The 22,543-nt window shown below is 44.8% G+C and carries 20 protein-coding genes, 1 tRNA gene and 1 pseudogene; 14 read left to right on the top strand and 8 right to left on the bottom strand.

Going from position 1 to position 22,543, the window contains the following annotated elements:
* Nucleotides 1–99: 99 nt before the first annotated feature.
* Nucleotides 100–576, bottom strand: a complete 477-nt coding sequence (locus EIH22_RS05225; RefSeq protein ID WP_124054770.1) for a tRNA (cytidine(34)-2'-O)-methyltransferase — start codon at nt 574–576, stop codon at nt 100–102.
* Between the two features lie 248 nt (nt 577–824).
* On the opposite strand from EIH22_RS05225, the gene EIH22_RS05230 reads away from it, so the two are divergent.
* From EIH22_RS05230 to EIH22_RS05245, 4 genes are all read left to right on the top strand, one after another.
* Nucleotides 825–1,433 (top strand): hypothetical protein, encoded by a 609-nt coding sequence (locus EIH22_RS05230; RefSeq protein ID WP_124054771.1) that lies wholly within the window; start codon nt 825–827, stop codon nt 1,431–1,433.
* Nucleotide 1,434: 1 nt separating this feature from the next.
* Nucleotides 1,435–3,021: a Y-family DNA polymerase gene (locus EIH22_RS05235; RefSeq protein WP_124054772.1), complete on the top strand. Its 1,587-nt coding sequence runs from the start codon at nt 1,435–1,437 to the stop codon at nt 3,019–3,021.
* A gap of 2 nt (nt 3,022–3,023) precedes the next feature.
* A complete protein-coding gene (locus EIH22_RS05240; protein WP_124054773.1) occupies nt 3,024–6,248 on the top strand; it encodes an error-prone DNA polymerase in 3,225 nt (1,074 codons plus the stop codon).
* A 105-nt stretch (nt 6,249–6,353) separates the two neighbouring features.
* Nucleotides 6,354–6,845 (top strand): hypothetical protein, encoded by a 492-nt coding sequence (locus EIH22_RS05245; protein ID WP_124054774.1) that lies wholly within the window; start codon nt 6,354–6,356, stop codon nt 6,843–6,845.
* A gap of 177 nt (nt 6,846–7,022) precedes the next feature.
* Here EIH22_RS05245 and EIH22_RS05250 read toward each other — a convergent pair.
* Nucleotides 7,023–7,496: pseudogene (locus EIH22_RS05250) on the bottom strand (pyrophosphohydrolase domain-containing protein); the annotation flags it as partial.
* A 196-nt stretch (nt 7,497–7,692) separates the two neighbouring features.
* On the opposite strand from EIH22_RS05250, the gene EIH22_RS05255 reads away from it, so the two are divergent.
* Nucleotides 7,693–7,777 (top strand) — tRNA-Leu (locus EIH22_RS05255).
* 457 nt (nt 7,778–8,234) lie between these two features.
* Here EIH22_RS05255 and EIH22_RS05260 read toward each other — a convergent pair.
* From EIH22_RS05260 to EIH22_RS05280, 5 genes are all read right to left on the bottom strand, one after another.
* On the bottom strand, nt 8,235–8,984 hold the full coding sequence (locus tag EIH22_RS05260) for an ABC transporter permease (protein WP_124054776.1): 750 nt from the start codon (nt 8,982–8,984) through the stop codon (nt 8,235–8,237).
* Nucleotides 8,985–8,989: 5 nt separating this feature from the next.
* Nucleotides 8,990–10,039, bottom strand: coding sequence for an ABC transporter substrate-binding protein (locus tag EIH22_RS05265; RefSeq protein WP_124054777.1), 1,050 nt, complete (start codon nt 10,037–10,039; stop codon nt 8,990–8,992).
* Nucleotides 10,020–10,718, bottom strand: coding sequence for an ABC transporter permease (locus EIH22_RS05270; RefSeq protein ID WP_160149026.1), 699 nt, complete (start codon nt 10,716–10,718; stop codon nt 10,020–10,022). Before EIH22_RS05270 ends, EIH22_RS05265 begins: the two co-directional genes overlap by 20 nt.
* A gap of 79 nt (nt 10,719–10,797) precedes the next feature.
* Entirely contained in the window at nt 10,798–11,520 is a 723-nt protein-coding gene (locus tag EIH22_RS05275; protein ID WP_124054779.1) for an ABC transporter ATP-binding protein, read from the bottom strand.
* Between the two features lie 144 nt (nt 11,521–11,664).
* A complete protein-coding gene (locus EIH22_RS05280; RefSeq protein ID WP_124054780.1) occupies nt 11,665–12,405 on the bottom strand; it encodes an IclR family transcriptional regulator in 741 nt (246 codons plus the stop codon).
* A gap of 212 nt (nt 12,406–12,617) precedes the next feature.
* Between EIH22_RS05280 and EIH22_RS05285 the strand changes: the two genes are divergently transcribed.
* From EIH22_RS05285 to EIH22_RS08930, 6 genes are all read left to right on the top strand, one after another.
* Nucleotides 12,618–13,853 carry an MFS transporter gene (locus EIH22_RS05285; protein ID WP_124054781.1) on the top strand — a complete coding sequence of 412 codons (1,236 nt, stop codon included), beginning with the start codon at nt 12,618–12,620 and terminating at the stop codon, nt 13,851–13,853.
* Nucleotides 13,850–14,599: a nucleoside phosphorylase gene (locus EIH22_RS05290; protein WP_124054782.1), complete on the top strand. Its 750-nt coding sequence runs from the start codon at nt 13,850–13,852 to the stop codon at nt 14,597–14,599. The genes EIH22_RS05285 and EIH22_RS05290 overlap by 4 nt, the downstream gene beginning before the upstream one ends.
* 125 nt (nt 14,600–14,724) lie before the next feature.
* On the top strand, nt 14,725–15,495 hold the full coding sequence (locus tag EIH22_RS05295) for a glutamine amidotransferase-related protein (RefSeq protein ID WP_124054783.1): 771 nt from the start codon (nt 14,725–14,727) through the stop codon (nt 15,493–15,495).
* 87 nt (nt 15,496–15,582) lie between these two features.
* Nucleotides 15,583–16,776: a glutamate--cysteine ligase gene (locus EIH22_RS05300; RefSeq protein WP_124054784.1), complete on the top strand. Its 1,194-nt coding sequence runs from the start codon at nt 15,583–15,585 to the stop codon at nt 16,774–16,776.
* Between the two features lie 48 nt (nt 16,777–16,824).
* On the top strand, nt 16,825–18,150 hold the full coding sequence (locus tag EIH22_RS05305) for a M20/M25/M40 family metallo-hydrolase (RefSeq protein WP_124054785.1): 1,326 nt from the start codon (nt 16,825–16,827) through the stop codon (nt 18,148–18,150).
* A 174-nt stretch (nt 18,151–18,324) separates the two neighbouring features.
* A complete protein-coding gene (locus EIH22_RS08930; protein ID WP_160149027.1) occupies nt 18,325–18,648 on the top strand; it encodes a DNA primase in 324 nt (107 codons plus the stop codon).
* Between the two features lie 109 nt (nt 18,649–18,757).
* Here the strand turns inward: EIH22_RS08930 and EIH22_RS05315 are convergent, their stop codons facing one another.
* A complete protein-coding gene (locus EIH22_RS05315; RefSeq protein ID WP_124054786.1) occupies nt 18,758–19,720 on the bottom strand; it encodes an aldo/keto reductase in 963 nt (320 codons plus the stop codon).
* Between the two features lie 51 nt (nt 19,721–19,771).
* On the opposite strand from EIH22_RS05315, the gene EIH22_RS05320 reads away from it, so the two are divergent.
* Genes EIH22_RS05320 through EIH22_RS05330 form a run of 3 tightly spaced genes read left to right on the top strand, consistent with a single transcriptional unit; the run spans nt 19,772 to nt 22,539 of the window.
* On the top strand, nt 19,772–20,614 hold the full coding sequence (locus EIH22_RS05320; RefSeq protein WP_124054787.1) for an undecaprenyl-diphosphate phosphatase: 843 nt from the start codon (nt 19,772–19,774) through the stop codon (nt 20,612–20,614).
* A complete protein-coding gene (locus EIH22_RS05325) occupies nt 20,615–21,889 on the top strand; it encodes a hypothetical protein (protein WP_124054788.1) in 1,275 nt (424 codons plus the stop codon).
* Complete coding sequence (locus EIH22_RS05330) at nt 21,886–22,539, top strand: HAD family hydrolase (RefSeq protein WP_124054789.1); 654 nt, start codon at nt 21,886–21,888, stop codon at nt 22,537–22,539. The genes EIH22_RS05325 and EIH22_RS05330 overlap by 4 nt, the downstream gene beginning before the upstream one ends.
* Nucleotides 22,540–22,543: the final 4 nt, after the last annotated feature.

The raw sequence follows: 22,543 nt of genomic DNA on the forward strand, positions 1-22,543 counted from the left end.
GTATCTTGTTTGAGTCCGAAACTATCAACCTGTTATACACGGCATAAGTGATAATGATTGATAATGACGTTATGGGTGGATTCTGAAGGGGTGGCAGGCTTAAGAAATTCCTGCCGAGCCGGGAAAGTCTAGCTGACGCCAGGCCTCATAGATGGCGATTGATGCCGAATTGGCTAAGTTAAGCGAGCGACGAGCGGGGAGCATTGGGATGCGTAGCCACTTAGTTAGGCGTGGATCGTTGAGGACTTCGTCTGGAAGGCCTGTAGGTTCAGTGCCGAAAAGGAGCACATCTCCGTCGTGATACTGTTCGTGTGCGTAGTTGTTTTCGGTGTGGGAGGTGAATGCGAAAATTCGGCACTCCTCACCAAAGTGTTCCTTTGCTTCGTTCCAGTTTTTATGGATGACGACGTCGGCTAGGTCGTGATAATCCAGGCCGGCGCGCTTGAGGTGGGTATCAGAAAAATTAAACGCAAGAGGCTCTATGAGATGGAGTCTAGCTCCTGTACATGCAGAGAGTCTGATTGCGTTTCCGGTATTGCCGGGGATCTTAGGTTCATGGAAAACAATATGAAGCACGAGTTAAGGGTAACTCACTTTTCTTTCTTTACGTCCAATTTCAACAGTTTTGCTGGCAATGCCTCATTTTAGGAGGCTGGGCATTGTTTTTAGCGGGAGAAGTGGTTTAATATTTTATCGAACAAACGTTCGAAAGGTGGGGTTGTGAACGATCGATTAAATCGAGCTCGAGATGCTCTTGCGCAAGCACAAATGCGCACGGGGCTACGTGTTGTAGAGAGTTTTTCTAACTCCTCAGAAGAAAAACATTGGGGGAGCTAGGAGAGTTGGTTTTTCTAGTTCCTTCGTCGTTGAAAGCAGTTTTCCCCTACGGCTTGAGTAAATCAGGTGTTCTTCGTATATCAGATTCGCACATACTAAAAGCTCTTCTGTTGGGAATAGCGTCAAAACAAGGGGCATGGGTAGCTATTCTCGGCGCTAAGAACCTTGGATGGGATGTTTTCTTTAAAAGTGGATTAGATCGGAATCGTCTCATCTACGTTCCTGATCTTGATCATTTCGCTCCACAGATACTGTTCGCAGCGATAGACGGATGTGACATCCTTTTAATAGAAGGTATTGTACTTAGCCAGCGTGAAGAACGAAAAGTTGCAAAACGCGCTCGTTTGAAGAACACCTTAGTCATTACAACGGAATGGAAAACGAATTCGTTTTTAGTTGATTGCAACCCTTGTAGGGTTCATGGACTATGTCAAGGACGCGGCCATATTCAAGAAATTACCTACCGTGTTAGTTCTAGATACGGAGATTCTTTTGTAGCTTTTAATGAATCTGGTTGGGACTTCGATTGTAAAAAACAAGAGCCTAGAAAAACTTTGAAGGCATCGTCATCTAAAAAGCTCATGGTGGTGAGGTGAAATGATGCACGCAGTAGTGTGGATCCCTGATTGGCCTCTCGAAACGCTACGAGCTTACGGTCGAACACAAAACAATGGCGGAAATGCTGTTTATGAGCATAATAAAGTAACGGTTGTTGATGACGTAGCTGCTCAATTGGGTGTTTTTAAAGGTATGAAGAAGCGGCATGCCAAAAGCATTTCTCCTATGGTTGAGCTTTTACCTCGATGCTACGACCTTGAAATACAGAACTTTGACAGAGTTATTCGGGTTTGTGAAGAATTTATTTCTCATGTTGTCGTTTTGCAGCCAGGGATGTTGCTCTTTAACTCACGCGGTCCTGTGCGGATGGTAGGATCACAAGAAAAACTTGCAGATCTGGTGCTTGGACGCTTAGTTGAAGAAATAGGCTGTGAGGCTCATATCGGTTTTGGTGAAGGAACACTCTGCGCGGTTCTTGCAGCATACGAAGATTCCTCTGTAAAAAATACAGCGCTGTTCCTTGATCCAATGCCGTTAGGTGTATTGAAAGAAGTTTGCTTTTCGGTAGAGCGCACTGCCCAAATGACGGAATTTCTTAACGATCTCCATCTGCTTGGTCTTCGTACTCTTAGGGATCTGAAAAATCTTGATCGAGCGCTTCTTTTTTCGAGATTTGGAGAAATTGCAAAATTCGCTATTTCTCTACTTGATCTGGATCTATATTTGCCTGAGAAGGAGCAAGGTCAACAAAAGCAGGTAACGGTAGAACGAAAACTGGACACTCCCGTAATGAATAGTGAAAGTGCTACCTTTTTAGCTAGGGAACTAGGAACTGAACTCGTTCGGATTCTTGAATACGAAGGCTATTATGCTAAGGAATTAGTTATTCAGATACAAATGACTAACTCTCAAAAATTTCTACGAACCTGGCACCTCGATGCCGTCGATGTTCCTGTGATAGTCGATAGAGTTCGTTGGCAAATCAAAATGTGGCTCTCGGAATTTGACTTTGATAGTGCTTCTACTCAACGAGAACCGATAGGGATTGCTTCTATTTTATTGCAGGCCCAAAACCTATGGTTGTTGGGGCATCAGCAAACTGTTCTGTGGGGGAGAGAAGAAAGTATTTCTCAATCTACTCACCGAGCAATTCATCGCATCCAGACTCTGGTAGGGCAAGAAAATACGGTTGTGCCTCGGTTAGTTTCAAAACTCAATCCGAAGTCCGCCTATGTTTTAGAGCCGTGGAGTTTCACCGCAGATTCACATGAACGCTGTGGTGATGCTAGTTGGCTGGGTGCAATTCCTGAACCATGGCCTGGGAAAATACTCGATCATGTGGAACCAATTTGCATCATGGATGCACGGGGGCATCCATGCAAAGTTTCATCACTAGGCAGGTTTTATTGCACGGAGGGATGCGGTTTTGTAGAGCCAAATAAAATCGCAGGAAAAAGGCAGAATGGGAAAATTACTCAGTTTTCCGCTCCATGGCTATACCGCCGTCAATGGTGGGAAGAAAAAGTTGGACTGGATCAGGTGTGGTGTGAAATAGGAGTTGAACAGGGGCAAGCGTTTCTGTGCGTCTGGGATTCGCAAGGCTGGGCCTTGGTTGGAGAATACTAATTATGTATCCCTACGCTGAGCTACATGTTCACTCTGCTTATAGCTTCCTACATGGTGTTTCATCTCCGGGTGAGCTAGTCCGCCGTGCAATAGAGTTAGAGCTAGAAAGCCTAGCATTAACCGATCGTGATGGACTACCCGGTGTGGTACAGCTTTCGACTGCGTCACGTGCTGTAGGCCTTCCAACAATTATTGGTTCTGAGCTTAACCTCTTTGATGATCTTGAAATTCCTCGAGATAGAACTTCTCTTGGCGATAACGAACGCAAGAGCCTCATTGTTCTTAGCCGCAATGTTGATGGATATCGCCGTCTCTCAAGCGCAATTAGTGAAGGGATGCTTCGTTCGGGAGAAAAAGGGAAAATAGACCTCTCAATTGAGGAAGCAGCGGGATTTGGAAAAGATCATTGGCAAATAATTGTGGGATGTAGAAATGGTTTCGTACGTTCCGCGTTAGAAAAAGAAACTGGGATATGGGCTTTCGATAAAGCTCATTCAGAACTTGATCGCCTTGTGCAGATATTTGGAAAAGACTCGGTGGCAGTGGAAATCACAGATTGGGGCCAACCACTAGATAGAGAGCAGAATGATGCATTAGTCGAATTGGCGCAAAAATCCGGAGTTCGCGCAGTAGCTACAAGCAATGTGCACGCTGCAAGATATAACGAAGTTCCAACCAGTGATGTTTTAGCAGCGGTGAGGGAAAGGAAAACCGTTGAAGAACTAGTTGCTAATTTGCCTCGTTGGGGAAGGTATCTGCGTTCGGGAAATGAAATGATCACCGTTCACTACGATCATAAAGAAGCTGTGGACGCGGCAACAGCAATTGGTAGAGAATGTGCATTTGATTTGGCTTTGGTTGCTCCAAATCTTCCTCCTTTTCCTGTTCCCTCAGGCTATACAGAGGATACTTGGCTAGTCACACTTGTTAGGCAACAAGGCGAAGCTAAGTATGGTTTACGAGATAGTAATCCGCGAGCTTGGGAGCAGATTGATCGCGAGTTAGAAACCATTGTGAACCTTGGTTTTGCGGGATATTTTTTGATAATCCACGAAATAGTGGAATATTGCAGGCAAAGAGGGATTTGGTGCCAAGGGCGTGGATCTGCTGCGAACTCTGCTGTTTGCTTTGCTTTAGGTATTACAGCTGTGGACGCTGTTCAACACAAGATGCTTTTTGAACGTTTTATTTCGCCGGGGCGTTCAGGTCCACCGGACATTGATCTAGATATTGAATCAAAATTACGTGAACAAGTAATTCAGCATGTTTATGAAAGATATGGTAGGAAACACGCTGCTCAGGTAACTAACGTAATCACTTATCGGCGTCGTTCTGCGCTAAGAGATGTAGCACGGGCATTGGGTTATAAAGAAGGCGTAGCAGAACATTGGACCAAAGATATTGAGGGGTGTCACGCTCAGAACTCGCCTGGGGGCAGCAAAAAAGAATCGTTGCCGCCTCCTAGAGTTTTAGATTTTGTTGAAAAGATTCAACACCTACCACGTCATTTAGGTATTCATTCTGGAGGAATGGTTCTATGTGACCGCCCAGTGGTAGAAGTGTGCCCAGTTGGATGGGCTACGAAAGCAGGACGTACAGTTTTACAGTGGGATAAAGATGATTGTGCAGAAGCTGGTTTAGTTAAATTCGATTTGCTTGGCTTGGGAATGCTAACTGCTTTGAGACTCTCTTTTACCGAATTAGACGAACATGGAATTCGGGCAAAGGACGGCTCACCACTGAATCTCTATAATCTAGACCAGGAAGACGAAAAGGTATTTGATCTTCTTTGTGCAGCCGATACTGTGGGGGTATTCCAAGTGGAATCCAGAGCACAGATGTCTACATTGCCGAGGTTAAAGCCCCGAACTTTTTATGATATCGTCATCGAAGTTGCGCTTATTAGACCTGGACCTATTCAAGGCGACTCGGTAAACCCATATCTAAATCGGCGTCGTGGACGTGAACCCATTACTTATCCGCATCCGCTTTTAAAGAATGCTTTGGAAAAGACACTTGGAGTTCCTCTTTTTCAAGAACAATTGATGCAAATGGCGATTGATGCTGCGGGATTTAGTCCAGTACAAGCTGACCGATTACGCAAGGCAATGAGTAGCAAACGAAGCCACGACCGGATGGAAGAGTTGCATACTGATCTTATCAACGGGATGAAAGCTAATGGCATCGATGATGCTACTTGCGAAAATATCTTCGACAAACTTAATGCTTTTGCTGACTTCGGTTTTCCTGAATCGCATTCCTTCTCTTTTGCTTATTTGGTGTATGCGAGTGCATGGTTAAAAGTTCATCACCCTGAGTCTTTCTATGCCGGAATTTTAGCTGCTCAACCCATGGGTTTTTACTCTCCACAAACGCTTATTACCGATGCGCGCCAGCATGGGGTTCAAGTATTACCTGTTGATGTGTGTTTTTCGGCGAAGCATTCCCAAGTTGAAAGAACATCTTTCACACCTTTGAAAAAGCATCCCTTGGTGGAAGCTAATCCTTGCCTTGCAGTGAGACTAGGGTTGTCAAACATCAAAGGATTAGGAAACGCTATAGATCGTATTCTTAATGTTCGTGATCAACAGCAGTTTGATTCTATGGCAGATTTAGCGAGACGAGCCGAACTATCTACTGAGGACCTAAAAAAGTTATCGGCTAGTGGGGCGTTAACATCGCTTGAGGTTAAACGCCGTGAAGGTGCTTGGGCGGCAGGTGCACTTTCACATCATGAAATTCGTACGGGAGACTTCTTCCAGCTTACAATCCCTGGAACTGAAGTGGGTTCTCGAGCCCCGATTCTTCCAGATATGTCTGAGGAAGAAGAAGTCTATGCTGACTTCCGTAGCATGGGGATTTCTCCGAGTAAACATCTTATGGAGGTCGTCCGTCCGATGTTAAACAATGCCCTCGTTATAAAAATCGATGAGGCTAAAGTGGCGGAATCGGACTCGAGAATATGGATTGCAGGGATTGTTACGCACAGGCAGCGACCTCCTACTGCACGTGGGATTACTTTTATCTCGCTTGAAGACGAAACCGGGATGATGAATGTAGTTTGTTCAGGGCCGCTATGGAACAAATATCGAAGTATTGTGCGCCATCGGCAAGGATTGATGATTAGAGGCAAAATAGAGAGGGGAGACGGAGCTGTGAATCTGGTGGCGGATAGCTTTAAAGAATTTGATTTAGGAGTTGCGGTAGCTTCCAGGGATTTCCGTTAAGGTGGTTTCTGCTCAGAGGGAAGAAACCATCTTCAGTTAAAGAATCATCTACGAATTTCAGCATCAACCGATATTATTGCTTTAGATCCGATTGAAAGGGAACCGATGGGAAAAATTGGCGGATTGGTCAAAGTAGCGACCGTTGCTGGACCAGCGATTTTAAAAGTGGTTAAGCTTTACGGTCCTCAACTACGTACGATAATGAAAGAAAACCCTGAACTCTTTAGCCAGATTAAAGGGCGTATCGGAAAGATCGCCGGATCAAAGTCTAAGAGTGGTGGAATTAAAGGTAACCACGAACGTTTGACGATTCTACGTGAGCAGACGACCTACCTCTACGCCTCTGCGAATACCCCTAATATGGCTGACAAAGCGAGGCAGTGGCGTTCGGAAATTGAGCAGCTTGAAAAGGCTTTACCTTTACTCGATATCATGGGGGAGAACGCTAAGAAAGAAGAGCTGAAGAAGGTTCAGGCTCGAATTGATCGGTTGTCCGCAGATATCTTGGCTGCCACGATCGATGATGACATCGAAGACGCCGAAGTTGTTGACGAACGGCAGTACCCTAACTCACGGAATGGGAAGACCGGGTATTAATCTCGGCAGTTACCGAGATTCCTGTACGTTGAACAGAAATCAATCTTCGTAACTTATCGTTATCATTTAAGAAGTGCTCCCTAGAAACTGAATGAACTCATTTTATTGAGGTTAAGTTTCTGAGGGAGCACTTCTTTATTCAAGTCTTGCTATATTTGGTGAGTATCGTTGTTTCTTCTAATTTTCACCTGTAAAGCCAAGAACTCGAGCGATATTTGGTTGGAAGAAATTAGGGCCTTTAAGGACTTTTCCATCTTCTCGGTAGATAGGTTTTCCATCTTCGCCAAGCTTAGACAAATTCGATGCCTGAATTTCAGCGAGCACATCTTTCATAGGAATACCCATTTCCAAAGCCATTCCATAAATAACGTAGACTAAATCGCCTAGAGCATCGGCGGTTTCAACAGTATCGCGGGAATCGTCGTCGTACGTGACGGCTTCACCGAACGCCGATTCGATCGTCTTGCGAGCTTGCTTGCCATAGATCGATCCAACTAATTCTGCGAATTCTTCAGCAATTAGTGCCATGCGCATATGAACACGATCACGATCGACGTTTGCACCGTCGGAGACCACGGGAAGCCCATATACGCTGTGGAACTGCCGAACAAGCAATTCTGGCTGATTAGAATCGGGGATTCCACCGTTGTGTTCAGTGTTAGCGCCGGTAGTTTCCTTTATTTCCTTAGACATCAAGACCTCGCATTCGACGAATAGATACAAGTACATCCTACCGGCGATGACAGATAAGAAGAATGTTGTTCCAGATCACACTAAAAAACTACCGCGAAAATTGTCATGAAACACCTAATAGTGATACATTTTTATTCGTTGCAAAACGACACCTGCGCGGGTGGCGGAATAGGCAGACGCGCTAGCTTGAGGTGCTAGTCCACGTATAGTGGGTGGGGGTTCAAGTCCCCCTCCGCGCACAGAAAAGTGTGGTTCTCAAATATTTAATTTGAGAACCACACTTTTATTTTCTGAATTCTTTGGCTCATGGGTCAAAACGCGATGCTGGTTTTAGGTCTGTTAGTGAAATGGTCGAGGTTTTTCCAACGGCAATGACTGTAACAGTCTCGGTGAAAGAATCGTTATCGTGTTGATGAGATTGATCTTGTTACTGAGAACGCATTGTTATGCCAAGAGATCTTGGAGTTGCGTGGTACGAACGAGTTATTGAAAGCCGCGTTGGCTTTTTACGAAAGAGCTCGACCCGAAACGCGCGTATTTGCTCTTGTTTATTGATAAGTATCATATGATCGGTCAAGCAGACCTGGTGGATCATGGCCGTCGCGTGCATGGCAGGCAAACGTAAGGACAAGAACCCAGTCACCACTCGCAAGAGCAAGGGTGTGAGTACTCACCGATGGACAGATGTTATCGAAGTTACTTAGTTTTTTGTGCGACTTTTTGAAATCCTAACCAGAAAAGAAGCCCTAAAAATCCAAGCATAAATATGGAAACTAGACTTTGTGAAATATCGGCGGTCTCTTGCCCTCGGATAACAACATAGCCAAGCCCTGCACGCGCCCCAATCATTTCCCCAATAACCGCTGCGGTTACGCCAGCCAGCGAGCCTAGTCTAATTCCAGTAGATAAGTGCGATCGTATCGATGGCAACTCAATCTTTATTATTCGCTGGAAACGATTAAATTCCAGAATTTTACTGAGCTCGAACATTGCTGGGGAAATACTGCGCAGACCTGTTAGGCAATTCACCAGTACAGGGAAGAAAGTTACTAGCGCTACAAGCCATACCTTTGATGCCAATCCCAGTCCAAACCACAGAACAAATAGTGGGGCTAAAGCGATCTTTGGAGTTATCTGTGCGATAAGAATAAGTGGCATTGACAGACGTTCAATCATCTTAGATCTGAAGAATACGAAGGCTGTAAAAAGCGCTGTAGCACTGCCAATCAAAACTCCAAGTAAAATTTCAATGACTGTAACAAGAAAATCAAAAGCAAAATTTGCATTTGCTAGCAATTCATAGGTTCGAGTCATCAGATCGAATGGTGAAGGGAGAATTTTAGGATCGAAAAATCCGTGAGAACAAGAAAACTGCCAGAGGCATATAAAAATTCCTACAGAAAGAAATCCAATCAGATTGCGTGAAATTTTATTAAAAGTTTTCATATGTTTCACTTTTCATTTGAACTTTGTAGAAAATCTTGTGGTTGACGAATATAGTCAGCAACTTTTACCGGCTTGTCGATAAGCCCAAACTTCAATTGTAGATCTGCAATATCTTGCCATTTTTGAATATCAGACGACCCAAGACCATTCTTTTTTGTGAGTTGAGATTGCCAAAGCTGTTTTACGAATAGCTCGTTTAGGATGGAAACTATTTGTTTCTCTTGGCCATCAAAACCTGGCGCATATTTTTTAGAAATATCTACACCTTCGTTTAATCCGCCATTGATGAGAAATTCGAGTGAACTGTTCAATGCTCGAATGAATGAGTTCACAATTTGTGGATATTCATCAACCAAATTTTGATTAGCTACAAGGACATTTCCGTAAGATGGAAGGTATTCTTCCATTGGTACTTCATGAACAGGAATTCCTTGTGCTTTGAGTGCAAAATATCGAACTCTTGAGAAAATTATTGCATCAACCTGCTTTGAACGTAGCGCTTCGGTAATAGATGACGTTCCAATTACTTTGACGTCTACATCAGTTTTGACATCGATGTGATTGCTTTGAGAAAGTGCTTGAAGTTGTACGTAGTTAGGGCTTCCCAAGCTTGTCACAGCTACTTTTTTACCGCGCAAATCGGCTGGATTCAAAACCGGATTTGGGTCCATGCTTAAGATCGCACCGATTCCTTGTTGGTAAGTCGTATGGACAACCGAAATCGGTACACCGTTCGCAATCGCCGACACAACTGAATCGCCATTAGGAAAACCGAATTCGACGTTTCCAACTGCCACATTTTTTAATACTGTTGAGGCATCTGCATAAATAAAATTGACGTCGAGTCCCTCATTTTTAAAGTATCCTTTTTCTTTCGCTACGTATAACGGCGCATAATATGGAACGGCCGCTCCGTCTATTTGAATCGTGACCTTTGTTTGCCCATCTACTTTTTGGGGAGAAATCGTGCCGACTGAGCAGGCAGTTAAAGAAAGCAAAATGGACAATATGGTAATAATTGTCAGGTAATAGAATCTAGAAATGCGATGCGTCATATTTATCAATCTTCCATTTCAAAAAGCGATTCTCGACTAATTGGATAAATAGGTAAATTGCAATTCCAAACAAAACAATAACAAGGATTGCGCTCATTAAAATTGCAGTTTTATAGGTTGAATTACCAAATACTAAAAGATATCCCAGTCCCTTGTCGGACGAGATGAATTCTGCTAGAACTGCTCCGGTCAGTGCGTCAAGCAAACCAATTCTCATTCCGGTGAAGAATTCTGGCAAAGCTGCAGGTCCCTGGATTTTTCTGAAAAAGTCCCACCTATTCATCTTCATAAGCGTGCCTAGTTCAATAAACTGTGGATCAAGACTGGCTAATCCTGCCATTACACCGGTCATAATCGGAAAGAACGCTAAAGAAAAAATAAGGAGGATTTGGCTTTCTAAACCAAAGCCGAACCATAAGACGAAGATCGGGGCGAGCGCAATTTTGGGCGTAGCTTGTAAAAATACAAGGAATGGGGAAATAGCTGCTTCCACAATAGGATTTTTTTGGCATAAATATCCCAGAAATCCGCCAAAAATCATCCCAAGTAGAAAACCGGAAAGAACATTACGAGCTGTATAAAAAAAGTGTGGCCACAACTCTCCGGAGCTAATAATTTTCCCGATTTCGTGTCCAACATCGAGTGGTCCGGGGAGGATAAACTTTGGTACTTCTGCCAAGGAAACATATGCGTGCCATAAAACAACTAGTGCTGCAACATACAGAATCCCACTTCCCACTATTGGAAGTAGTTTTTTATTAGTTACCGGCATCTTTAAGCTCCTCGCGCAACACCCCTTGGAACTTCGCAAATTCAATACTTGATTTTGTATCCAGAGTTCGGGGACGAGGAAGGGGAACATCATGGATAGCACGGATTTTACCTGGTCGGGAAGTCAGCACGCATACTCTATCCGCTAAATATGCCGCTTCGTCAACAGCATGCGTAACAACGACGATCGTTTTTCCTGTGTTTTGCCAAATACGTAGCAGGTCGTCTTGAAGTTGCTCTCTAGTTATATAATCCAGAGCTCCGAAGGGCTCATCCATCAATAGTAATGGTGGATCGTATGCAAGTGCGCGGGCGATGGAAAGACGTTGCTGCATTCCCCCTGATAATTGATGTGGGTATGCGGTTGAAAAATCGGCTAGTCCCGTTAACGCAAGCAGGTCGTCAACCCTTCTATCAATTTCAGATCGTGTTAAATTGCTACCTTCAAGCCCTAATTCAGTATTTTTTCTTACTGTTCTCCAAGGAAGGAGTGTGGGTGACTGAAAAACAAATCCTGTAGAAGGAAGTGATTTTTTAGACGGTTTTTCGCTTGCCGTAACCCTGTTAATTTCTCCTGTGAATTCCTTATCTAGTCCCGCAATAATACGTAACAATGTGGATTTGCCAGATCCAGATGGTCCAATTATTGCAAGTATCTCTCCAGCGACAATATTTAAGGAAATATTGCGTAGGGCTTCGGTAGAAGTCATGTCACGTGATTTATATTCTTTACCGACGTCTTTGAGGGTAAGAAGTGGGGGATGGGTAGAGTTCAAGATTGCTCAACGCTCCTTCGATATATGGCTCATAAACATTAGACAAATAAAAAATATGGTCAGGTCTGTTGAGAAAATTTATTCATGGCACCAAAGCCCCGATATTGCACTAGCAGCTTCTTGAACTTGAGGTAGCCATGTGGACACTAATGCTTCTGCTTCACAATCATCGATTACCGCGCCTGCCATGGAAACTGATGCTGAAACATCACCGTGGGGACCAACGATCGGCGCAGATACAACTAAAACTCCGGCATTTATTTCGTTATAGCAAACGTCGTATCCTCTTTCATGGATTACCTTCAAATGAGCTCGAATACGAGTAAGGTCGGTTAGAGTTCGGTCGGTAAACTTTACTAGTTTGCTTTCGTCGAAAAAATCCGAAATACGATCTTGAGGAAGATCTGAAAGAATTACTCGCGCTCCTGCAGATGCGTGAAGCGGTAATTCGTCCCCGGTTCGGACAGCCAGAGTTACTGGTCTTGTTCCGCGATGTAGATAAAGACACCTAACTTGTTTGCCAACGAGTCTGCTTAAAAATACCGTTTCATGCGATTGTTCAGACAGATTGGATAGGATTTCGGGAGCGGCTTCATCAAGTGATTTTCCCCCACGAATCAGTCCGATTGCTTCTGGGCCAAGGGTATAGCGTTTATCGTTTGCGCGTACAACAAAATTTTCCTCTTGAAGTACGGAAATTATTCGGTGGAGGCTGGAAACTGGAATGTTTGTAAATGCCGAAATTTCTGACAATGTGAGTGGATACTCTTGTGCGGAAAGCGTCTTTAAAATATCCAATGTTCTTTTAACTAATTCCACTTCGGTTCCTTAAGCTACTTCTTAACAACGGCGTCAATTATTTTCTTTAGAAAATCGTCTTATTATTTTCTATTTTAAACCAATGTGGACATGTACATGCACCATCGCTATACTTTGTACCACGGAAACCATTTTCGCGTAGTGGAAAATAAAAGTCAATAGAGGATCGACGTTGATTCTTTCGTTTTCCATAAAGTTTGAAAGGACTTGAAATGGCATTAGAGCCTGCTGAACACGGATTCAGCTCATACCAAAAGAAAGCTTTAGGCGCCGCAGCTGGAGGCTTGGGGCTACAGAGCATGAGCACCATGCTTCTATCTTTTGTTCTCGCATCAATGATTGTTGATTTTGGAATTAATAAAGCAGCTGGTGGATTTATTTCCACGATCACCAACCTAGGTATGCTCGCGGGTGGCATCCTATTTGGAACAATGGCAGATCGTTTCGGTCATGCAAAGAATCTGGCAGTAACCGTAGCAATTTTCTCTGTTGCGACTGCTTGTATTGGTTTCGCAACCGGAATTACAGCCGTTTATGTTCTTCGTTTCTTCGTAGGTGTTGGCGGTGGCGGCATGTACGGTGTTGTGATGAGTATTGCTGCCGATGCGTTTGAAGCGAAGCGTCGTGGGCGTATTACTTCTTGGGTTACGATTTCTGGTCAGCTAGGTGCGATTATTGCTGCAATTGCTGCGGCAATAATCGTGCCAAGTGCTGGCTGGAGGGGTCTCTTTTTCTTTGGAGGTATCCCAATCCTTTTTGCCGTATGGGCCTGGTTTGCACTTCCAGAATCAGACCGATGGAAAGCTGCTCGCGCGGAGGTAAATACGAATTCTTCGGAAAAGATTTCAATTGGAGAACTTTTCCGCGAGGGGCGAGCATCTGTAACTTTACGCCTGATGCTTATGGCAACTGTTCAGGTTGCAGGTTATTTCGGTTTGATGAACTGGTTGCCGTCAATCATCCAACAGCAAGCTAAGGTGTCGTTTGCCGGATCATCGATTTGGATGATTTCTACGATTATCGGCATGGTTCTAGGCATGTTGGTATTTGGTCAGTTTATGGACAAAATTGGTCCTAAGTTTGCTTATGGATCGTTCTTGCTTGCATCAGCTGTTGCGGTATTTCTCTACTCATTTGCATCGTCGTCAATCACGATCCTCATTGGTGGGGCAATTGTAGGATTTTTTGCGAACGGTATGAATGCTGGATACGGAGCTATCGTTGGCAACCTTTACCCAACAAGAATTCGTGCAACCGCTAACAATATAATCTTTAATATTGGTCGCGCTGTGGGAGGATTTTCCTCGGTTGCAATTGGATTCTTCCTTGACAACTACTCATTGCTAACTGCGATGGGCTTCTTAGCAGCACTATATATTTTGTCTTTCCTTACAGTTATGTCACTTAATGTTCAAAAAGGTGCAGGAGAGGGTGTCGAAGAAGCGTGAGTATTCACCTTAAAAATTTAGTTTCTGGACAGCTGGGTGAAATTACGATTGTTGTTGGTGATCCGGGACGCGTAGAGCTCATTGGTACATTACTTGACGACGTTCAGTTAGTGACCGATTCACGTGAGTTCCAATTGATCATAGGCAAATATCAAAATGTTCCTGTATCCGTATGCTCTACAGGTATTGGCACTGGTTCTACTGAAATTGCAGTTACTGAACTCATTGAAAACGGTGCTAAGCGAATTGTTCGATGTGGCGGATGCGGTGCGTGGCAAGACGACATAAATGTAGGAGATATTATTTTGAACTCCGGTATGGCACGTACTATCGGTATGATGTCTAGTTATGTTCCGGATTCTTATCCAGCCGTTGCCGATCCAATTCTCCTTGGTGGAATCAAGAAAAAAATTGAGGAAGCAGGAATTTCAACTCACGTTGGTGTCGGTTTAACTTCGGAGGGATACTATGCTGGACAGTTCCGTCAACCGGCGGTGAAACAAAATATTTTTTCGCATGCTGACGGAATGAAATATTTCCAAGATCGTGGTGTTATGAACTGTGAAATGGAAACAGCAGTTCTTTATATCTTGGGATCGTTGTATGGAATTCCAGTTGCGAACAGTTTAGTTGTGCATGTTACGCGTAAAAATGACTCGTGGGCAGATGACGAAGCGTATCGGCGTCGTCACCTTGCTTCTGCGAAAGCTGTTTTGGACGCAATTGTTGACGATGTACAAAACTAACACGTGAAAGTAAATGAATTGGGGTGTTTGCGCGAAAATGCGCGAACACCCCAATTCATTTGTGATAAATTTCCAAATTGTGTGTGGTCAGGCAGATCTCTACTTAGCATTGATATTCTGACAAAATGAAGCCCTTTGCATTTCTAGTTTCACGCCCGTCTTCGCCAATAGGCGAGGATGAATATCGGTCGTTCCAAGCACTCACGGAGATCTCAGAATCAATGCTTGTGCGGATTCGAATGGATTCGACTTCATTTTCAGATTTCGATTTACATGCATATTCAGGTGTAATCGTAAGTGGCTCACCATTTGATCTAACGATTGAAGATGAGGCTAAAAGCGTGGAACAACATTCTGTCGAAGCCTTTTTAAAAGAGCTAAATGCTGCGGTTTATGCGGACGATTTTCCCTACCTCGGTATTTGTTTTGGGCTTGAATCGATGGCACTGTATCTAGGAGAAGCCTTAGTTAATAGCTTCCGTGAGGATATTTCCGCGCCTGAAATTGCGATTACTGACGAAGGTCAGATAGATCCAATCTTTGGGAATCTTTCTGATGGAAACCAACTTTCGAACAGTGACCAATCATCGGCATTTCGATGTTATACCGGACATTCGGAGGCGCTTGATCCTCACGTACAGCGAACTGGAAAGATTCTTGCGGAGTCAAAGTCGTGCCCGGTTCAAGCTGTCCGTTGGAAAGAAAATATCTATGGAGTGCAATTCCATCCAGAAATCGACTGGGAGGGAATTCAATTGCGCGTCTCGATTTATGCAGGAAAATACTTTGCGGAGGGCGAAGGAGAGCGTGTTCTAAATGTACTCAAACCGCTTGACGTAAGTGCCGGTGCAATAATTCTTAAAAACTTTATTCAAAGATATTTCGTGCAGCACTAAATTGCGTGCCTTAAATTTTCCTTAATATGCCAATAGCGTGGAAGAATATCAAATGATTCAGATCCAAGATAGTTAGGATTTTCGGTCATGAAATTTACACAATCACCTCGATCTACCTTGGGTATTGAATGGGAACTCCAGTTACTCGACATCGATTCTTTTGATCTAAGACAAAGCGCAACATCTGTTTTGAAGACGCTACGCTCCTTGCCTGCTGATACTTCGATCATTCAACAAGAGATGCTAGTTAATACGGTTGAACTAGTTTCACAAGCACATAAAACTGTGCGTGAGTGTATTGCGGATTTACAATACGGAATTTCACTACTGGAGCCAGTCGTTGAACCTTTGCGCATTACTTTGGGTTCGTCGGGAACACATCCCTTTGCTGACCCGGTGTATCAGCACGTCACAGATTCGAATAGATACGCTGAACTAGTTAATCGTACTCAATACTGGGGAAGGCAGATGCTACTGTTCGGTACCCACGTGCATGTGGGAATCGAAGATCGTGCTAAAGTACTTCCGATTCTTAAAGCGATGCTCACTCGCTTTGCACATTTACAGGCGCTCACTGCCGCATCTCCATTTTGGAACGGCGTGAACACGGGATATGCAGATAATCGTGCGATGGTTTTTCAGCAACTTCCTACTGCCGGAACCCCTCACCAATTTGATAATTGGGAGGATTTGGAGCACTACACTGACGGCATGATGAAAACGGGGATCATCGAAGACTTTAATGAAGTACGTTGGGATATTCGCCCTTCACCGAAGTACGGTACATTGGAAATGCGAATGTGTGATTCGGCGTCGAATATTTCCGAGGTTGGAATGGTAGCGGCTTTGTGTCAATGCCTAGTTGAGTCATTTTCGAGGAAGTACGATGCTGGTGAAGTGCTTCCATCGTTGCCAGTCTGGTTTGTGGATGAGAACAAGTGGCGCGCTGCCCGTTACGGTATGGATGCAATTCTTATTTTGGATGACGAAGGGAATGAAGAACTCGTTACCGATACTCTTGCAACTTTGTTTGACGAACTCGCTCCGATTGCTAAAGACTTAGGATGTCTTGATGAGCTTTCTTATATGAAGAAAATTTTGGTTGTCGGTGCTCCTTACCAGCGGCAGCTCGAAGTTGCTAGGCTCCATAGTAATTCACGTGAAGCTATTGTTGAGTTCATGTGCGCGGAGATGGAAGCAGGGGAAGCACTAGATCCGAAGACGGTTAAACTGAAACGAGATAATCAAGCCTTTCCAATTAATGATTTGAAATCGGTTTAATTTCTTAAACTACAGATATCACTAGGTCGCAACGAGGAAGAAGTCAGAATGTTATCCAACGAGCATAAAAATATAGCTGATTTTTCGGAAGTCGTAGGTATCGCGCAACAACTTATTCGATTTGATTCGACGAATAACGGCATTATTGAGGCAGATGTCGAAGCACAAGCGGCCTCGTATGTGATGGATCTTCTGCGTGAAGTTGGTTATCAGCCCGAATGGATTGAACCGGTCAAGGGCCGTCCGTCACTTGTTCTCCGAATTCCAGGTCGAAATCGTGAACGGGGCGGACTAGTCGTTCACGGACACCTCGACGTTGTTCCAGCGATCCGCGAAGATTGGTCGGTTGACCCTTTTGGTGGTGAGATTATTGACGGTGTTCTATGGGGCAGAGGCGCCGTGGATATGAAGAATATGGACGCCATGATAATTGCTGTTTTGAGGCATATGGCGCGGATAAACTACGTTCCTGAACGCGATCTCACGGTTGCAATGTTTGCCGATGAAGAAGCGGGCGGTAAAGTAGGTGCTCATTGGCTCGTAGACCATCGCCCCGAACTTTTTGAAGGTGCCACTCACGCTATTTCAGAGGTGGGCGGATACAACACATATGTGAATGGTAAGCGCGTTTACTTACTACAAACCGCTGAAAAAGGTCTCACTTGGTATCGCTTACTGGCACGTGGCAAGGCAGGGCATGGATCCCAAGTTAATGAAGACAATGCCGTTACTAAACTAGCACAGGCACTTGCTGCGATCGGTGCAGAAAAGTGGCCTCTTCAACTCACTGATACGGTTCGTCAGCTTCTTATCGGTGTCTCAGATCTCACGGGTCTACCTTTTGACCCGGAAGATCCACAGACGATTGATAAACTAATCGATTCCCTTGGCGCTGCGAAAACGTTTGTGGGAGCTACTTTGCGTACTGGCTCCAATCCAACCCAGATTAACGGTGGATATAAAGTTAATGTGATTCCTCAGTGCGCGGAAGGCGGCGTGGACGTACGCCCGATTCCCGGTACCGAAGAAGCGGTTGCAAAGCGGATTATCGAACTGGTAGGAGATGTTGAACTCGAAAGGCTCCACGACGATGACGGAATCGAATTCCCATTCGAAGGTTCGACTGTCGAGGCAATGGTAAATGCACTTGAAGCTGAAGATCCCGACGCAATGGTTCTGCCATACATGCTTTCCGCTGGTACCGATAATAAGGCGCTAGCAAGATTGGGAATTAAGGGATATGGCTTTGCCCCAGTTCAGCTTCCTCCTGGCTTTGATTTCCCAGCTATGTTCCACGCAGCAAATGAACGAATTCCTGTGGACTCCCTCTATTTTGGCTCACGTGTGCTATGGAATTTCTTGCAAAATGCCTAGCAGACGGTTGCACCTTTACATTTTCGTTTGCCGTCGTACTTAGCGCGCTGTTCAAAATGAGCTAATAACTAGATTATTGCTTTATTCTCAAATCGGATCTATTAAAGAGCTCGTATGCTTGCAGTTTATATGGAGCTATTGGTGAGTGTGGCTTTTCTAGGCTAGGCTTGAGACATGGCTATTGATCCAAACACCGCATATGCTCGCCTCGCGAGTGCACTTGATGACTTCCACAGCGCTGTCGTTCAGTTCCAAGATGCTGATTCGCCCGTTGTTCTTCGTGCGGCTGATTTATTAGCCGATGCCTACACCGTGTATGACGACGCTCTTTTTACACAGTTTGGTATCGAGGCACCTTTTGATACCTATACTGACGATGATTTAGACGACGACTTCGATGACGATCTTGATGATGAAGACGATGATGAGTTAGATGATCTTGATGACTTCGATGAAGACGAAATTGTTGAGTTAGATCTGGATGACGACGTTCTGTAAGAACGTATAGCTGGTTCAAATAACGTATATAGAGCACGCTTAAGCATTATGCGTTGTGTATGAGTCCTTACCTTACGAGTTCTCATGCGGAAACTCGCACATTTTTCTACTAGGACGGATACTCAATGAGTGGCATTGAGATTTCGTCGATCACATCGGCAACCTGTTGCGGAATCTCGATGATCTCAAGTGAAAGTAGCTGATCAGCTTGGCTGGCGGTGCGTGCTCCACACATCACGGTGGAAACTTCAGGTTGCTGGAGTGCCCAAGCCAAAGCAATATCACTAGGAGTGCGTCCAAGCCCGTCTGCTGCTTTTGAAATCGCTTCGGTGATGCGCCTTGGTGCGTCTTCTAGGTACGGATCAACCATTCCGGAAAGGTGCTTGGTAGCTGCACGGGAAGTAGGAGGAATTGTATTTCGGTACTTTCCCGTCAAAACTCCAGCAGCAAGTGGAGAATAGGATACAACTCCAAGTCCGGCGTCGGTAGCCATGGGGAAGTGTTCATACTCAGCATTGCGGTTAAGAAGTGAGTATTCGAGACCTATGGTGATTGGCGTAGGTAGCCTATAATCACGCAAATACTGTGTATATTTGGCAACAAGCCAAGCTGGATGATGGGCAAATCCTAGATAACGTGCTTTTCCGTCGCGCACAAATTGAGCGAGTGTATCGAGCGTTTCTTCAAAAGGAGTTGTTGGATCAGGGGATGCTAGCATCAATACGTCAACGTAGTCTGTGTTCATGGTTCGCAATGTGTTATTTAGCGAAGACGACAAATGACCGCGACCGTTTGCGTGAATAATGCCATTCGGCGAATAACTGATACCTGCGTGAGCCATTACGACGAAGTCTTCCCTCGAAAAATGTGAAGCAAATAGTTCCCCAACAGTTTGTTCAGCACTGCCACCTGCATAAATTGGCGAAACATCGATCGTGTTACCGCCTGCATCAAGTAGAGAGCCAAGCATACGTCGTGCGTCATCAATCTCGGTATCGCGGCCCCAGGTCAGGGTACCGAGTCCGATCGCACCAACACTTAATCCAGAATTACCTAACTTGTTCTGCTTCACATAGTCGAGCCTAACGTATCACCACTACCTTTTATGAAATATGCTTAGCGCGTGGGAATAATCGAAGCAGTAATTTTAGGTATCGTTCAGGGACTAACTGAGTTCCTACCAATTTCGTCCTCTGCGCACTTGCGTATCGTAGGAGACCTTTTTCCAAACCTAGGTGACCCGGGTGTAACTTTTACAGCTGTTACACAAATCGGCACTGAGACCGCCGTCGTCCTTTTCTTCTGGAAAGACATCGTGCGCATTATCAAGAAGTGGTTCCAGTCTTTACCTTTTGGACCGTGGAAGAAACAGGTTCCAACTAGCGACGCGGACGTACGGCTCGGCTGGATCGTCATCATTGGCACGTTTCCGATCGTCATCCTCGGTCTACTTTTCGAAAACGCCATCGATTCGGTTTTCCGAAATCTCTACATTACTGCGCTAATGCTTGCGCTCTTCGCTATTTTCCTTGGTCTAGCCGATAAGTTCGGACGCAGAGCAATCCCATTAGAGAAAATGTCGATGCGCGACGGCTTGATTCTTGGTTTCGCGCAGTCAATGGCGTTGATCCCAGGTGTTTCCCGTTCTGGCGGAACTATCACGGTTGGTTTAATTCTCGGGTACACTCGCGCAGCTGCCGCTCGTGCTTCTTTCCTTCTTGCAATTCCGGCCGTGATGGGTTCCGGTTTTTATCGTTTGTTTTCCGACGACGGTACTGGTCCGCAAGTCGGAGCTCTTCCTTTGTTCGTTGCCACAGCTACTGCATTCATCGTGGGATACGCGGTTATTGTTTGGTTCTTGAAGCTTGTCGAAACAAAATCGTATATGCCATTCGTTATTTACCGTCTTGTTTTAGCAGTGGGTGTCGTCTTGCTCTTAACCCAAGGTGTTTTGGAGGTCTACTAAGTGAAAACGTGGGAAAAGCCAAAGGTACCAGTTCTACCGGGGGCACCGCCCACGCTGAAACTTCGTGATTCTCTTGATGGCAGGATAAAGGATCATCAGCGCGAGCAATTAAATCTGTGGGTCTGTGGTATTACTCCCTACGATGCCACGCATTTGGGGCACGCAAACACGTATGTGTTTTTTGATGTTTTGCTTAGAACTTGGATCGACGGCGGCAGACCAGCTAGATACGCACAAAATCTAACTGATATGGACGATCCGTTATATGAACGTGCTCAAGCCACCCAGGTTTATTGGAGAGCTTTAGCTCAAGATCAAACTGATCTTTTTAGATCAGATATGGTTCATCTTCGAGTGATTCCACCAGATTCCTGGGTATCAGTTTCCGAAAAACTTGATGATTTGGAATCTGCTGTGCGAGTCATGGAAAAGAATGGCATTGCCTATCGCATTCAAAATTCAAATGGCACCGAAGATATTTACGTCGATTCCGCACTTGATCTTAAGTTCGTTGAGTCTGATTACTTCGATAATCTAAACCTTGAATTGGAATTCAATGAGCATGGGGGAGATTCACAGCGTACTGGTAAACGCCATGCTCTAGACCCTCAGGTTTGGAAGGGCGTTCGCGGGGATGACTACCGTCCAGCCGACCTTGAAGATGGTGAATGGCGTCCAGGCTGGCACATCGAGTGCGCGGTAATCGCTCATGACGAATTAGGAATGGTCGATGTACAAGGGGGAGGCTCGGACCTTTTATTTCCGCATCATGAAATGAGCGAGCTTCACCTTCGCCAACTTCGAACTGACTTTAATGACGGCGAAAAATATGAGTCCGATTCAAACCCGGTTGGATTTCATTTACATTCAGGGATGGTTGCCTTTGAAGGCACAAAGATGTCTAAATCCTTGGGGAACTTGGTACTTGTTTCAAAACTTGTTGCACAGGGTGTTGACCCGCGAGCTATTCGACTCGCTATTCTTTCCCATCACTACCGCGAAGACTGGGAATACGAAACAGCTGTCTTAGACAAGTCAGTTCAACGCTTAAAGTATTGGCAGGAAGTGGTCGGCTTAGGTTTTGACGACGACGCCACCTCGGTTGGTCCTGATCTCCTTGCCGAAGTTCGGTTCCAGCTGTCCGAAGATCTTCGGACTCCCGATGCTATCGATGCTATTGATCGAAGGTTTAGCGGAATTCAAAAATGGAAGAATGTCGAGGATCGGCAATTAGTTATTGATACTATTGATGCACTTTTAGGAGTAAAACTGTGAGTCTACCTCAAGCAATTCTTTTCGATATGGACGGAACCTTGACCGATAGTGAAAAGATTTGGTTTTCGGCGGAAACAGAAGTTTTTCATGATTTGGGTCATGAGCTCGACGCAGAGGAAGCTAAGAAAGTCATCGGAATGGCAATTACCGATTCCACTGTATTTTTAGCTGAACTTATTGGCAACGAAGTTACTCCTAAAGAAATTCAAACCCGACTCCTTGATAAAGTTCAAGAAATTGCCGCTCGAGATGGGCTACCGTGGAGACCCGGGGCTGTAGAACTTCTCCAGCTCACTCATAAACTTGGAATTCCTACGGCATTGGTTACTTCGTCATTCCGTTCTTTTGCACAATATGCGCTTGACAAAGCACCAACTGGAACGCTTACGGTTGTGGTTACTGGAGACGTGGTTCCTTACGGTAAACCTCACCCCGCACCATATCTAATGGCGGCTGCGGAACTGGGCGTAGATATTAAGCAGTGCCTAGCTTTTGAGGATTCAATTCCTGGTTTAACATCAGCCTATCGTTCAGGCGCAAAGGCAATCGGCGTACCTTTTCAGATTCAACTTCCACAATTTGACGGTGCAATTTACGTCGATTCTCTTGACGATATCGACGAAGAATTCTTGCGTACTGTATTTGCTTAAACTG

The sequence above is a fragment of the Arcanobacterium ihumii genome, assembly GCF_900604515.1.
GTDB classification, from domain to species: Bacteria; Actinomycetota; Actinomycetes; order Actinomycetales; family Actinomycetaceae; genus Arcanobacterium_A; species Arcanobacterium_A ihumii.

Excerpts from the sequence above, each read along its gene's own strand:
- EIH22_RS05295 (WP_124054783.1), top strand. The coding sequence starts at position 14,725 with ATGAAGCCCTTTGCATTTCTAGTTTCACGCCCGTCTTCGCCAATAGGC.
- EIH22_RS05235 (WP_124054772.1), top strand. The coding sequence starts at position 1,435 with ATGATGCACGCAGTAGTGTGGATCCCTGATTGGCCTCTCGAAACGCTA.
- EIH22_RS05275 (WP_124054779.1), bottom strand. The coding sequence starts at position 11,520 with ATGACTTCTACCGAAGCCCTACGCAATATTTCCTTAAATATTGTCGCT.
- EIH22_RS05240 (WP_124054773.1), top strand. The coding sequence starts at position 3,024 with ATGTATCCCTACGCTGAGCTACATGTTCACTCTGCTTATAGCTTCCTA.
- EIH22_RS05265 (WP_124054777.1), bottom strand. The coding sequence starts at position 10,039 with ATGACGCATCGCATTTCTAGATTCTATTACCTGACAATTATTACCATA.
- EIH22_RS08930 (WP_160149027.1), top strand. The coding sequence starts at position 18,325 with ATGGCTATTGATCCAAACACCGCATATGCTCGCCTCGCGAGTGCACTT.
- EIH22_RS05300 (WP_124054784.1), top strand. The coding sequence starts at position 15,583 with ATGAAATTTACACAATCACCTCGATCTACCTTGGGTATTGAATGGGAA.
- EIH22_RS05260 (WP_124054776.1), bottom strand. The coding sequence starts at position 8,984 with ATGAAAACTTTTAATAAAATTTCACGCAATCTGATTGGATTTCTTTCT.
- EIH22_RS05285 (WP_124054781.1), top strand. The coding sequence starts at position 12,618 with ATGGCATTAGAGCCTGCTGAACACGGATTCAGCTCATACCAAAAGAAA.
- EIH22_RS05245 (WP_124054774.1), top strand. The coding sequence starts at position 6,354 with ATGGGAAAAATTGGCGGATTGGTCAAAGTAGCGACCGTTGCTGGACCA.
- EIH22_RS05305 (WP_124054785.1), top strand. The coding sequence starts at position 16,825 with ATGTTATCCAACGAGCATAAAAATATAGCTGATTTTTCGGAAGTCGTA.